Below are 13892 nucleotides of genomic sequence, written 5' to 3' on the forward strand. Positions count from 1 at the left end.
CTAAACGCCTTCGAATAGATTTTGATGCAGCGATTTAACCACTTGCGCCGCTTCCGATTCTGCCACTAACACGCACAGATTATGTGGGCTGGCACCTTGGCAAATCATCCGCACATTGTGTGGCTCTAACACTTCAAACACACGACGACAAATACCCGGCGTCGTCGCGATGCGGTTACCGATAATCGCCACTAAGGCCAATCCATCTTCAACTCGCACACGACAATGCTGTGATAATTCTTGTAGCAATGCCTCACTCAACAGACCTTGACCACTTGAATCTGAACCAGTTTTATCTAGGGTTAGAGACACATTCACTTCTGATGTGGTAATCAAATCCACACTGATCTTATGTCGCGCTAATGTCGCAAAGGTTTCCGCTAAAAAGCCCTGCGCATGCAGCATTTGCAAGCTGTGCAGATTTAACAGAGTTTGATCGCGGCGCAAAGCCACAGCGCGGAATACGGGCGCATCTTCCACTTGGTGACGGATCCAAGTCCCGCCTTTTTCAGGCTCTTTACTTGAACCTACAAACACTTGAATTTGCTGACGAACGGCAGGAAGAATAGTCGCTGGATGCAATACCTTGGCACCAAAGGTCGCCATCTCGGCAGCCTCATTGAAACTGATCTCTGCAATCGGAAAGGCATTGGGCGCCAAACGAGGATCCGTTGTATAAATCCCCGCAACATCAGTCCAAATTTCGACCGCTGAGGCGCGTAGCGCTTCGGCTAACAACGCAGCAGAATAATCACTACCGCCGCGACCTAACGTGGTCGTTTGACCGGCGTCATCGGCACCGATAAAGCCTTGCGTGACAATCACTTGTTCCGCTAACAGTGGCTGTAGATAATCACTAGCTAAAGTCGCAATCTGCTCGACCTGAGGTTCGGCGCGGCCAAAGTGACTGTCAGTACGTAATACTCGGCGCACATCGAAGGCACTTGAGTTAACACCTTTCTCACGGATCACAGCCGAAAACAACGCTGAAGAACATTGCTCACCGAGGGACAACAACTCATCCATGGTCGCTTTGCTGCGTTGTGATGCAAGCGCTTCACTCAATACCGACATACGACTCAATAATTTATCTAATGCGGCGGCCACATCATTAGGACGACCGAGCTTATCTAAAATCGCATATTGAATTTGGGCAATTTGTTTTAATCGCTGTAATCGTCCATCGTCGTTGATCGATTCTTGGGTCAATTCCACTAGTAGATTCGTCACGCCGCTCGAAGCGCTGACCACAACTAAACGGCAATGAGGATTAGCTAACACTATGTCGGCACAGCGATTCATAGCGTTATAGTCGGCGACTGAGGTGCCACCAAATTTTGCGACAACGAGGGACATTAGCGCACCTCCGTGAAACACGTAGGGCAACAAATAAATGCAGATTGAATAAGATATTGATTAACTAACATGATCACACTCCGAACTGACTTCGTTCGAAGAGCCTGGTGCTCAATGATAACGCACCCCAAAAGAAGGGAAACAGCAATCGTCACCAGAAGCTCTCCACCAATTACAGGTGACAATCGTCAGGATTCAGCCTGAGCGACCGACATAAACATGCAGCAACCATATCTATGCCTCGGCGTTAATCTCCCTCATCAGTCATCGCTGGAGTTTGTGCTCCTCTGACCGACTACCTAGTTAACGCTCCTCTTCTGTTCCTTTCCTAGGAAAGGGACGAAAAAAGTAGCAATAAACCCCTAATGAAGTCAATGCTAATTTCATAACAAATGAACAATTTAAATAAAATCTTTTGAAAACAACTAAGTGTTCAAATCGGGTAGCTCGTATACCAGCTGCACATAATCTCTAAATTTGCCTAAACACACTTCATCATGTCCATCCAAGGTGCAAGGCACTAAGCTCACATCCCCTTGTTCGACAACATAAATCGCATATTGATTAAATTTCTTACCCAATTGCAATGCCATCGTTCTATCGATAAACACGGCCCAACTTTTTTCCATGTGGGATAAATCCGGTGCTGCGCCCACTAAAGCACGATAAGGGCTACCGAGTAATTCAATTTCACGAAGAAGTTGGCGATCGAGTAAACGGTTTTGGCTAGGAAAGAGAAGCTTTGAAGCAGGATTATGAGCGGTAATAACAGCAAAGGAAAAATCACAGGATAATGCTTGAGTCAGCAAAAACAACGGCGCTTGGTAACATTGCCACAAATTTTGAGTCGTATTGTCCATTGGTAGTCTAGTCGAAAAATGAACCCAAGCTAGTGTAGCAGAGTGATTGTAAAATCCAAAGAGGCGTGAACTGGCTCACAGGAATAAGAAATACATTAGTTATACTAATCAATAGCTAAAGTAAATATCATGGTAAAAACCCCTGCTCACCTAAAATTTGTTAACATTTCATTTGTTAACAAATGACTAAAACGAGTACAATGTACGTACTGGTGAGTTGAAACAGATTGAGCAAGATGCTTATCGTTCAATACAGTTTGTTACATATATCGCTTAAAGTAACGTGAACTGACCGGGCATCTGTTTAAAATCTGTTCTACATTTGATTTGTCTTTTAAACATTTAAAAAAAACAATAGTTAAGGAACTTATTCTAACTATTGCTTATCGAAGTTGGTACTGATTACGTTTTCTCGTATTACACTTAAACGTGCACTTAATCTACATCCAGATATAGATGTCACCGTAAAGATTTTCCTTTTGAGCACAAAGCAGTTCAAGGAAGTATCAACGCTTTTATGAATATAAGAGCCCGAAGTAAGTTGCTCTTATTGGTTAGTATAAACTGATTAAAATTTAGGTAAATAATATGCAAAATCCGCACATTCTGATCGTTGAAGATGAAGCCGTTACCCGTAACACGCTGAGAAGTATTTTCGAGGCAGAAGGGTATGTGGTAACTGAGGCCAATGATGGCGCAGAAATGCATAAGGCTATGCAGGAAAACAAAATTAACTTGGTCGTTATGGACATTAACTTGCCAGGTAAGAATGGTCTATTGTTGGCACGTGAACTACGTGAAATCAACAACATCGGTCTTATCTTCCTGACAGGTCGTGACAACGAAGTCGACAAAATTCTTGGACTTGAAATTGGCGCGGACGATTATATTACCAAGCCGTTCAACCCACGTGAATTAACGATTCGTGCTCGTAACCTTCTGACTCGTGTCAACAGCGCTGGCGCTGAAGTCGAAGAAAAGAGCTCAGTAGAATACTACCGCTTCAATGATTGGAGCTTAGAGATCAACAGCCGTTCATTAGTGAGCCCACAGGGTGAATCTTACAAACTGCCACGTAGCGAGTTCCGCGCTATGCTGCACTTTGTTGAAAACCCAGGCAAAATTTTGACTCGTGCCGATCTACTGATGAAAATGACTGGCCGTGAACTTAAGCCACACGATCGTACTGTAGACGTGACTATCCGTCGTATCCGTAAGCATTTCGAAAGCTTGCCAGATACGCCAGAAATCATCGCGACTATTCACGGTGAAGGCTATCGTTTTTGCGGTAACTTAGAAGGCTAATCGCCCGCTAAGCGACATCCGCATTAATTGGTTTGATAAGAATCGATTCAAAAAAACCAGATCCTAGGATCTGGTTTTTTTATGCCTGCTATTTGGCGTTTTTCAACTGCCTATCGAGGAAATCTGCCAGTGAGCGATATAAGTGATTACGTACTTTCTCGCCACGCATCGAATGTTTAGATCCAGGATAATCGATCATCTGGAATAATTTCCCTTCATCCTGCAACGCCTTATAAACCCGAGTGCTGTTTTCAAACAAGACGTTATCATCGGCCATACCGTGATACATCAACAGACCCGATTGATAATTTTTCACATAGGGAAACACGCTGCTGGCTTCATAACCCTTTTCATTCCCCTCAGGATGGGCTAAGTAACGCTCAGTATAATGGGTGTCATATAAGCGCCAGTCGGTTACAGGTGCACCCGAAATCGCGGCTTTAAAGTAATCCGGCGCCTTAAATAAACTCATCAAGGCCATATAACCACCGTAACTGTGGCCGTAAATTGCCACATTATCGGCATCGACAAATGGCAGACTCCGTAAATAGTCCACTCCCACTTTTTGATCCTTGACTTCAACTTCGCCCAAGTGACGATAAATCACTTGCTCAAACTTTGTGCCCCTGTGGGCGCTGCCGCGGTTATCCAACTGGAACACCACATAGCCTTGTTGCACCAGATACTGGGTAAAGTAGTCCTGCTCGCTCCAACTGTTGGTCACTAACTGTGCGTGCGGCCCACCGTAAACCCGCACTACGACAGGGTATTTCTTGCTCGCATCGAAGGGAACAGGTTTGAATAAACGGGTTTGTAACACTTGGCCATCTTCGGCTTTCAGTTCACCAAATTCAGGGATTTGCCACAGACCCGCATAGTCATATAAAGGATGGCCTTGCTTGACTTCATTTTGCTCAACCCAAGCCAGTTGCTGGCCCTTGTCACCGTGTAAACTGATCTGCGGTGGCTGAGATAAGCTATTGAAATAATCCAGATACACACTTTGATTGTCGGCAAACACAGGGTCGTGCATGCCCGCTTGCTTGCTTACCCGCTCAACCTTGCCACCCGCTAAAGGCACGCGATAAAGTTGTTTCTCGATTGGCGTATCTTTGCGGCCAGTGAAATATACCCAACCAGCGGTTTCATCTATGTATTCCAACGCATCGACTGCCCACTCGCCCTGAGTCAATTGGGTTTTAAGTTTGCCTTTTAAGTCAAAAAGATACAGATGATTAAAGCCGTCGCGCTCAGACGCCCAAATAAAGGCAGACTGCTGCTTTAAGAAGTGCAGATCGTTATTGAGGTTCACCCAAGCGTTACTGCGTTCTTTCACTAAGGTTTTTGGCTTAGTCAGTGAATCTAACGCCACCAGTTGCAAATCTAGCTTATGTTGATCGCGACTCTGCCACTGGAACGACAAATGTTTGCTATCGGGCAGCCAATCGACCCTCGGCAGGTAAATATCTTTGCTCTTGTCTTCGCTGTTCTCTTCGCGCAACTTCACCCAATTGATAGCCTTATCTTTTAACGTGACCACACCGAGGGCGATATCGACGTTGTTTTTGCCGGCATAGGGATAGCGCTGTTCAGTAAGTTTAATACCATCAGCATAGATTTCGTTACGGGTTACTTGCTCGACACCGGACTCATCAATACGGGTAAAGGCGATGGCCGATTCATCGGGCGCCCACCAATAACCTGTCATGCGATCCATTTCCTCCTGAGCGACAAACTCGGCCATGGCATTTTTAATCGCCCCGCCGCCATCGCTCGTCATAGCTTGGAGTTTTTTGGTCGCCAGATCTAACACATACAGATTTTGATCCCGCACGAAAGACACAAAATGTCCCTTGGGTGATAGGCGCGCATCTGTGGCAAACCCTTCGCCAATGGGAAGTTGGCTGACTCTGTTATCCACTAATGAAAAATAATACAGATTACCAGCAGCCGGAATTAATAGCGCTTGGCTATCATCGGCCCAGAAGTACTCCATAATGCCTTCGCCATAAATACGTTGGCGTTCGCGGCGGGCCTTTTCTTCATCGGATAATTCATTGCTTGCCAACTTATCGGCATTGAGCAATAGGCTAGATTTACCCGTCTTTACATCCATCTGCCAGAGATCATAAAAGTTTTGATTGTCTTTACGGCCCGCAAGATAAGTGACACGCTGACCATCGGGTGACAATTTCAAACCACGAGGACTGGTGCCCGCTAATGCGGGCGAGGCATTCATTCGCTCAATCGTCAGTGGCAGTTTGCCGCCTTCCATTGCAAAAGCTGGGGTAATTGAAAACATAGCTGTCGAAATCATGGCCATTTGGCTCGCTATCAGTAGGGGAACGGCGCGCACCTTAAGTGAGCACGCAGGGAACCAAGTTAACCTATTTTTAATCATTATTATTCCTTGGGAGCATAATCGCCTAAGATGTCAGCGATTAAAAACAAGCCGACATTGTGCCAGAGGCCGCCTATAAATAGAAAGAGCATGCAATATGCCGATACAAATTAGGCCCTTGCGCCAAGCTCAATCCAAATAATCCCAAAAAGCCTTAATATTCGCTAAAAGCATCAGCAACATCGCTGAAATTGTCGACTAACTGAGTTATCATTCGCGGCAAATAACGAAATTGACCTCATTGTTGAACCTCTAAAGGACATAACATGCAGACTCTGGCCCAGCACCTGACCTCACAGGCAGTGAACGACTCCCTCTCCCACCTAATTTTAACCTTAGCCGACACCTCAAAAGCCATTAGCCATGCCGTTCGCCACGGTGCACTTGCGGGCGTGTTAGGCGCGACTGAGCAAGAAAACGTCCAAGGTGAAACCCAGAAAAAACTGGATATCATCACCAACGACATGCTCAAAGATGCATTAAAAGCTGACGGTACAGTGCGTGGTTTGGCGTCGGAAGAAGAAGATCATGTGGTTGAAGTCAGCCAAAATGGTCAATACCTAGTGTGTTTCGATCCGCTAGACGGCTCATCTAATATCGATATCAACTCGTTAGTAGGCACCATTTTCTCTATCCTGCCCGCGCCTGCTGGCGAGCTGACTGAAACTAGTTTTTTACAATCTGGCCGCGCACAATTAGCCGCAGGTTATGTACTTTATGGTCCATCGACCATGCTGGCATTGACCACAGGCCAAGGCGTGCAACTCTTTACTTTGCATCCAGAAACCAATGAGTTTTTACTGACTAACGCCGCCATGAGCATTAGCCCAGATACCCAAGAGTTTGCCATTAACATGTCGAACCAGCGTTTTTGGGAAGCGCCAATGCAAACCTATATTGCCGATTTACTGCTCGGTAAAATTGGCCCACGCGAAAAATCATTCAACATGCGCTGGATTGCGGCCATGGTTGGCGATGTACACCGCGTGCTATCTCGCGGTGGTATTTTCACTTACCCAACCGACAATAAAGATCCTAAAAAACCGTACAAACTGCGCTTGATGTACGAAGCCAACCCAATGGCCTTCTTAGTCGAACAAGCTGGCGGTAAGGCTTCTACCGGTTATGAAACCATTTTGGATATTCAACCAACGCACATTCACCAACGTGTTGCCGTCATCCTAGGCAGCAGCAACGAAGTCGACGCTTGCCTGAGCTACCACGGTATTGATTACAGCGAAGAACCAAGTCTGGACTAAGCAGAATCGCTTAGATTTTGATTTTTAGGATAAAAGCCACTGACCACAGTGGCTTTTTTGTTATTTATACGGCCTTGCGGCCGAGAAGGTCGTGGGGCTTCACCCCACACCCGACCAAGGAGGACTGCTCGTCCTATCCTCCTTGGATGCTCCATGACGTCCCCAACGGAGTTGAAAGCCCCTTGTGCTTATTGCCAAATCTGCTATCGCTTCCGAAGGATGCGTCCCTGCACCTGCGAAAGCTAGCTCGGCATCCATGCCGAGACTCACGCAATTTGTCTATTCGCCCTGCGGCAACTCCGAGGGGATGGTGTATTCCTCAAACACTAGAGTTATTGGAAAGTAATCAAGGCATAAAAATGAAGCCTATTTGCTCTTTTGCCTTTAATAAAGAGTCTTCAATGCCCTTCTGCAACTTCGCAGGGAAAGATGAACTTCTTCAATCTCAGGGTTAGCTGTTAATCCCAAAAGATTGGTTCCTGAACCATCTTTTTTAATCCAGCTAAACCCTGTGTATATCTGATAGTCAATAATGACACTCCCAGCGTTAATGATTAGCTATTTTTGTCTTTATCTTTGAACTGCAAAGTGGGTATTATGAGGCTGATTATTATCAAGTTATGAATGGATGCTGTTGATAAATGATTCTAAAAACCAAATCACTTCAAAATACCCAAACACCACAAACGATTGCGGGTCAAAAACAAGAACAGGATGTTGCCTTCTATTTACGCCGCGCCTTCAAAGATCATCCAGAAGTGTTGGTCATCAATGATTTTCGATTCACCTTTAATGACGAAACCGCGCAAGTTGATCACTTAATTATTTACCCCTACGGCTTTGTTTTAATTGAATCTAAAAGTATAAAAGGCCATGTGGATGTGAACCAACAGGGTGAATGGACGCGTAGTCACGGAAGTAAATGGTTTGGTATGCCATCTCCTATCAAGCAAGTTGAACTACAACAAGCACTGCTTAAAGAAATGCTAAAACAGCATAGAAGTGAAATTCTAGGAAAATTACTTGGTATAAGACAACAAAGTTTTGGTATGCGTTGCTGGAACCATGTGTGCGCGGTCTCAAGTGATGCGGTAATCAACAGAGATACTATGCCAACGGCCATTTCTGAGTTGTTAGTTAAAACAGAGTTTTTAGTCGATAAACTTGAAAAAATCATGAATCTTAAAAGTAAGTTCATGCGCATTATAAATGTAAGCGACACCCGCCCCGACTTTAATCAACAAGAACTCAATTCCATTACCAATTTCTTAATCGATCGACATATAGAACCACATAAATCAACCAATGAAATAACGCTCTCGCAGACACAACAAATCAATGAGCCTGTTGCACACTTTGAAGTTAACAAAGCAGTTGAAGCTAAACCCCCTGCAATAACTCAATCTGTCACACACAGCATTCTTAGCTGTAAACATTGCGGAGAATCAACAAACTACACCCCAATGTACGGTAAGTTTGGTTACTACATCAAATGCAACCAATGCACTAAAAACACGCCAATGAAACAAGCCTGTCCACAGTGCCAAAGCACACAAACGAAAATAACTAAAGCTAAAGAAGCCTACACACTACATTGTAATGATTGTGATAATCTTTATAGGGTTATCTAAACGAAATCAATTAGGATACTCATAATTTTGTCTACTACACCGAACATGAAGCCCTATCAAATTAAGTTGAGGTACTTTTTATTACCAGTGCTACTGCATATGAGCTGCATTACGCTATTGTTTTTCTTATCATCTATATTCTTCACAAAGTATCTATCCGAGTTAATTAGTCATAGTCACTTCTATCAAACCTATCTAACTAGCATTGAATGGAATGGGATTGTGAGCCTATTCTGCATTTCAGGTTTAGTATCATATTTCTCGACTAGCTTGATAAAAAAGCCTTTTTCATTTGTTGAATTTAAAAAGCCAAGATATAAAAATTCAATGTGGGTATCAATTTTCTCACTGCAGTCACTTTTATTAATATCTGCTTTTTTATTAAGTTCATTGGGTTTATCAAGGCTATCAGAGTTAGATAATCTAACCGAATGGCAAGAAAAAGGAATGCCTATATATTTCAACATCAATACGGTAGATTTATCTGGACAGAAATCAGTACACATTCAATTAAGTCCATCACAAAAATATGGTAAAGCGATAGATGTGTTTTGTGTTATTAGCCTTGATAGCAGTGGCCAATTTTGGGCAGGTTTCAACTACCCATTTTCTGTTGAAAAAACAGAAAAACACCCAAGTGAAAAAATAGACAAGCTAATCAGTGATAGTGTTCATAAGTGTAATAAAACATCAACTAGTGATATCAAATACTTCAAGAAAAGTAGTTTCGCCTTTGAAAATAGCGGTTATTTAAATGCTTTAAAACGTGTAGTTAGCAGCGATACACTAGAGAATAATAACATCACTTTATTTGTAGCATCACAGCATCTCGAATTTAATAGTGTCAAAACAGACCTATTAAAAGGTTTCTTAATGATGTTCGCTACTATTATGACATTTTTGGCTTATGAACTCTGGCAAGCTAAAATACATTGGGAAATTTATTGGGCCATTAAGAAAATAGAATCTGGACAGGCATAACTCTTTTGGGATTAACGGCCAACACCGAGATCACAGAAGTTTACACTCCCCTCGGAGTTGCCGCAGGGCATTTGCGTTCGTTGCGTGATCGAGGCATGGATGCCGAGATAGCGTCAGTCGAATCAGGGACGAGCGTCTGACGCGATAGCATAAGGACGCTAAATGCCCAAGGGGCTTTCAACTCCGTTGGGGGCGTCTTGGAGAATCCAAGGAGGATAGGACGAGCAGTCCTCCTTGGTCGACTCTTGATTAAACGTCAGGGGTGAAGCCCTAGGACTTTCTCGGCCGTAAGGCCACAAAGCCAAAAGCTACGTAGCAAGTGCGAAATGTGGCGCAAAGAAAGTCACGACGGGTACAAACTCCAAAGCACAAATCTGCCACAGCAGCCACAAGGCCAGCGTGAGTGACCATAGCTGGACTCACACATTTATAAATCAAGAAGGCCAACGCCCCGCAGCATGGTTGGCGGGGATTGGTATTTTGTGGCATAAGCGGTGAATTAAAGCCAGATAAGAGCTGCCGCTCCTGTTTGTCGTCTGTCAATTGAATACATCAAACAGGCGGCTTTACTGACATTGCTATTTTACTTCCAACCGATTATTTACCGAGTGCACACCAGAGGTTGCTGCCGTCACCCGTTCAGCTTGGTCTTTCTGAGCTTGGCTATTTACATTGCCGGAAATGGTGACATCGCCCTTGCGGGTTTCTATCTGAATATCTAAATTTTGTAGCTGCTGATCAGCGATCAACGCAGTATTAACTGCTGTGGCAATTTTAATATCATCACCAGTACCATCCTCGGTTGTTACAGTTAAGTCTGGTGTACCTGTTTGAGTATTCACATTGCCACTATCACAACCGTTAAGCAGCAAACTACCAACGAGTACAACACCAGCGGTAACGAACGTAAGTTTCATGGTTTGCATTATAAGCTCCTTCACACTGCAAAAAGTGCAGGGTAATAACCATAATGCAATAACACCAGTTTGAGCTCTGTGCGCTGGCAGACATACAAATCGATCTAGGGCGAGATCACCTTGTTAGACTCTTGATTAAGCGTCAGGTGTGAAGCCCCACGACTTTGATTCACCTCGGCCATTAGGCCGCAAAGCCAAAATCTACACAATATCCCAAAGATAACCCACTAATTGCTAGCACACAGATTTTGCTGAATCTTCCAACGGCGCTGCATCACAGGAATTGAAAAACCATAACAAAACACCACGATTAGAGGCTGAATTTGAAAGCTCAGCTCGGGCCAGAGCATGAAAGCTGCCACACAGGCTAAAGTGCGCACTATCGCATGCACTATGGCCACCTTTTGCGCAGCTAAAACACCGTGGACTAACCACATTAAACCTGTTTGCACCGCAAGGGCGAAAGGCAAAGTTAGATAATTTTCCATAAAAAAGGGAATACTGATGCTAAAGGTTAAAAAGCTCATCCCCATCGCAGCGAGAAACATAGTCTCAAACCAATTACGCTCAGCGCTTTTCTTAAACGAGATATTCTCGCCTGTCAGCCGCGAAATACCCATGGCAAGGTAGATAATAGAACCAGTACCGATAAAGACCGCCATCACCAACTGCGAAGGAGGTAATACAAAGCTCAATACAAACAGTAGGCTCCACACAATCATGCCAGATAAGGGCATAGCTAAAGCACGTTGTTGACGGTATTCGATTAATTGTTGGTCCAGTGATTTATGTTGCATGATTAAGCCTCCTTGTTTAGATGACTTAAGTATCTGCGTAAAATGTCCATCACGGCAGTGTGAGTTGTCAGCAATCTAGGATGACAAATGTCACTTCCTTCATCAAAGCCCTAAAATGCCAAGAAAAATGATCATCCATGGCTGAATTTGCTTAGTATTAGGTTGAAAAAAGCGACGATCAGACATATCAAAGGCAGTGCAAATTAAACGATGTGGCGCTACTAACACCTAACATAGGGTTTAAATAACCACAGAGGTTACAAAAAAAACACAATAACAGCATATAACTCACGCCCTTGTGATTGGGTAATAGCGCGCATAAAGTGCATTATGTTACTGTTTTAGTCATTAGTGACTCGATTTTTTACCGCATTTTAGATAAAGGGTTTAATGGATTATGGAACAAATATTTGAAAAATTAATGTATGCATCGCGCTGGATTATGGCGCCAATTTATTTGGGACTCAGCTTTGTTTTATTGGGCTTAGGCATTAAATTCTTCCAAGAGATCTTCCATATTCTGCCGATCATTTTTGAGATGACTGAAGTGGATTTAGTGCTGGTGACCCTGTCCTTGATTGATATCACCCTCGTGGGCGGCCTGATTGTGATGGTGATGTTTTCTGGCTATGAGAATTTCGTCTCGCAGCTGGATGTGGGCGAAGACAGTGAGAAGCTAAGTTGGCTGGGTAAATTAGATTCTGGCTCACTGAAAAACAAAGTGGCGGCGTCGATTGTGGCGATTTCGTCTATTCACCTACTGAAAATCTTTATGGATGTGAAGAATATCGATAACGACAAAATCATGTGGTATCTGTTAATACACATCACCTTTGTATTATCAGCCTTTGCCATGGGCTATCTAGATAAAATTACTCGCACTAAGTAATGGGCTAACATAGTTGATGCCAACCTATCAACGCATCAATACCAGCATAGAGAATATTAAACAAAAGCCACTGTTTTCAGTGGCTTTTGTTTTTATAAAATACGACTTAATGGCACATTAACTCTTCGCCGACTCAAGCTGATGCACTTTCTCGGTTTGATCCACTATGGTCAACACCGCAGTATCACCAACCACGTTACAGGACGTCAGCACCATATCAATAATACGATCCAGCGCTGCCACAATCGCAAAGGCTTCAATCGGTAATCCCATTTGATGGATTAACACACCTATCATCACCATGCCGCCACCGGGAACACCGCCCGCACCGACAGATAATAGGAAGACACTAAATAACAGCGAAGGCAATTGCTCAGAGGTAATGGGCATGCCAAAAGCATTGGCAACAAAGAAAATCGCAATAGTGATATAAATCGCCACACCGCCCATGTTCATGGTTGCACCCAGCGGTACACCAAAACCAGCAACAGCACGGTTCACGCCTAACTTGTCAGTTAAAGTACGCATGGTCACGGGAATAGTCGCATTTGAGCTTGCGGTCGAGAGTGAAAACAGCACTTGCTCTTGGGTCTTCTCGCGGAAGGTTTTGGCTGAAATTGGGGTAAATATCCCCACTGCCATAGGATAAACCACAAAAATCCACAGTAGCAGCAGCGCGAGGATCAGCACCATATACTCAACCACACTCATAAACACACCTGCATCTAAGGTCGCGCCGAGTTTAAACATCAAGGCAAATACACCATAGGGCGCAAGACTCATCACCACAGAAATCAGTTTCATCATGATTTTATTGGCGGTTTGAAAACCTTGGACAGCACCCGCAACATGCTCACCAAGGGACTTAATCACACCGCCAAGCAACAAGGCCATAAAGATCACTTGTAGCATATTGCCCGACATAAAAGCCGTCACAGGATTACGTGGGACTATGTCGATCACCAACGCCATCAGGCTTGGCAATTCAGTTGCTGTAATCGCTACGCCATCCGTGCTGCCCATATCTACACCTTTACCGGGTTCGAGTAGCAGCACCACGAATAATGCGGTCGCGATTGCGACAAAGGTATTGATGATATAAAAACCGAAGGTCTTACCGCCCAAGCGGCCAAAACTTTTGAGATCTTGCAGCTCACAGACACCACAAACGATGCTCACAAACACGAGTGGCACAACCAGCATCATGATCATATTGACGAACATAGTACCAACGCCACCGGCAAGCTCGACTAAATTACCCGAGAAAAAACCGATATCGTTTAAGAAGTATTGCACTATTGTGCCGAAAATAAGGCCGGCAAACAGACCAATAAAGATCCGCGTCGAAAGTGATTTCATCATGCTTGTGATTTCCCCAGAAAGGTCATTTATTTGTTATTCATCTTCCATGATGAGCACAATTGCCAATCCATTTTTGGCTCAGGCGGGGATAGTGAAACATGCTAGCCGTTAATTCAATGAATAAATTTCATTTT

General features: G+C 44.0%; 11 protein-coding genes and 1 riboswitch. Of the genes, 5 read left to right on the forward strand and 6 right to left on the reverse strand.

Annotated features, from left to right (window positions below; genetic code table 11):
* Both lysC and CKQ84_RS04295 read right to left on the reverse strand, forming a co-directional pair.
* Positions 1-1356: a lysine-sensitive aspartokinase 3 gene (lysC, locus tag CKQ84_RS04290; protein ID WP_105250236.1), complete on the reverse strand. Its 1356-nt coding sequence runs from the start codon at positions 1354-1356 to the stop codon at positions 1-3.
* A gap of 150 nt (positions 1357-1506) precedes the next feature.
* A riboswitch (Lysine riboswitch) is annotated at positions 1507-1681 on the reverse strand.
* A gap of 100 nt (positions 1682-1781) precedes the next feature.
* Complete coding sequence (locus CKQ84_RS04295; protein ID WP_105250237.1) at positions 1782-2216, reverse strand: DUF3293 domain-containing protein; 435 nt, start codon at positions 2214-2216, stop codon at positions 1782-1784.
* Positions 2217-2804: 588 nt separating this feature from the next.
* Between CKQ84_RS04295 and arcA the strand changes: the two genes are divergently transcribed.
* Positions 2805-3521 (forward strand): two-component system response regulator ArcA, encoded by a 717-nt coding sequence (gene arcA / locus CKQ84_RS04300; protein WP_006080127.1) that lies wholly within the window; start codon positions 2805-2807, stop codon positions 3519-3521.
* 88 nt (positions 3522-3609) lie between these two features.
* On the opposite strand, the gene CKQ84_RS04305 is transcribed toward arcA, so the two are convergent.
* On the reverse strand, positions 3610-5922 hold the full coding sequence (locus tag CKQ84_RS04305) for a S9 family peptidase (protein WP_105250238.1): 2313 nt from the start codon (positions 5920-5922) through the stop codon (positions 3610-3612).
* Positions 5923-6188: 266 nt separating this feature from the next.
* Between CKQ84_RS04305 and CKQ84_RS04310 the strand changes: the two genes are divergently transcribed.
* The 3 genes from CKQ84_RS04310 (at position 6189) to CKQ84_RS04320 (ending at position 9793) form a co-directional block, all read left to right on the forward strand.
* Positions 6189-7181 carry a class 1 fructose-bisphosphatase gene (locus CKQ84_RS04310; RefSeq protein ID WP_105250239.1) on the forward strand — a complete coding sequence of 331 codons (993 nt, stop codon included), beginning with the start codon at positions 6189-6191 and terminating at the stop codon, positions 7179-7181.
* A 641-nt stretch (positions 7182-7822) separates the two neighbouring features.
* Entirely contained in the window at positions 7823-8812 is a 990-nt protein-coding gene (locus CKQ84_RS04315) for a nuclease-related domain-containing protein (RefSeq protein ID WP_105250240.1), read from the forward strand.
* A 222-nt stretch (positions 8813-9034) separates the two neighbouring features.
* Positions 9035-9793, forward strand: coding sequence for a hypothetical protein (locus tag CKQ84_RS04320; RefSeq protein WP_254053162.1), 759 nt, complete (start codon positions 9035-9037; stop codon positions 9791-9793).
* A 578-nt stretch (positions 9794-10371) separates the two neighbouring features.
* Here the strand turns inward: CKQ84_RS04320 and CKQ84_RS04330 are convergent.
* Together CKQ84_RS04330 and CKQ84_RS04335 are read right to left on the reverse strand one after the other, a co-directional pair.
* On the reverse strand, positions 10372-10719 hold the full coding sequence (locus tag CKQ84_RS04330; RefSeq protein ID WP_105250242.1) for a BON domain-containing protein: 348 nt from the start codon (positions 10717-10719) through the stop codon (positions 10372-10374).
* A 218-nt stretch (positions 10720-10937) separates the two neighbouring features.
* Entirely contained in the window at positions 10938-11507 is a 570-nt protein-coding gene (locus CKQ84_RS04335) for a hypothetical protein (RefSeq protein WP_105250243.1), read from the reverse strand.
* A gap of 397 nt (positions 11508-11904) precedes the next feature.
* Between CKQ84_RS04335 and CKQ84_RS04340 the strand changes: the two genes are divergently transcribed.
* On the forward strand, positions 11905-12396 hold the full coding sequence (locus CKQ84_RS04340) for a TIGR00645 family protein (protein WP_105250244.1): 492 nt from the start codon (positions 11905-11907) through the stop codon (positions 12394-12396).
* A gap of 117 nt (positions 12397-12513) precedes the next feature.
* Here the strand turns inward: CKQ84_RS04340 and CKQ84_RS04345 are convergent, their stop codons facing one another.
* A complete protein-coding gene (locus CKQ84_RS04345; protein WP_105250245.1) occupies positions 12514-13758 on the reverse strand; it encodes a dicarboxylate/amino acid:cation symporter in 1245 nt (414 codons plus the stop codon).
* Between the last annotated feature and the right edge of the window lie 134 nt (positions 13759-13892).

This window comes from Shewanella sp. WE21, assembly GCF_002966515.1.
GTDB classification, from domain to species: domain Bacteria; phylum Pseudomonadota; class Gammaproteobacteria; order Enterobacterales; family Shewanellaceae; genus Shewanella; species Shewanella oncorhynchi.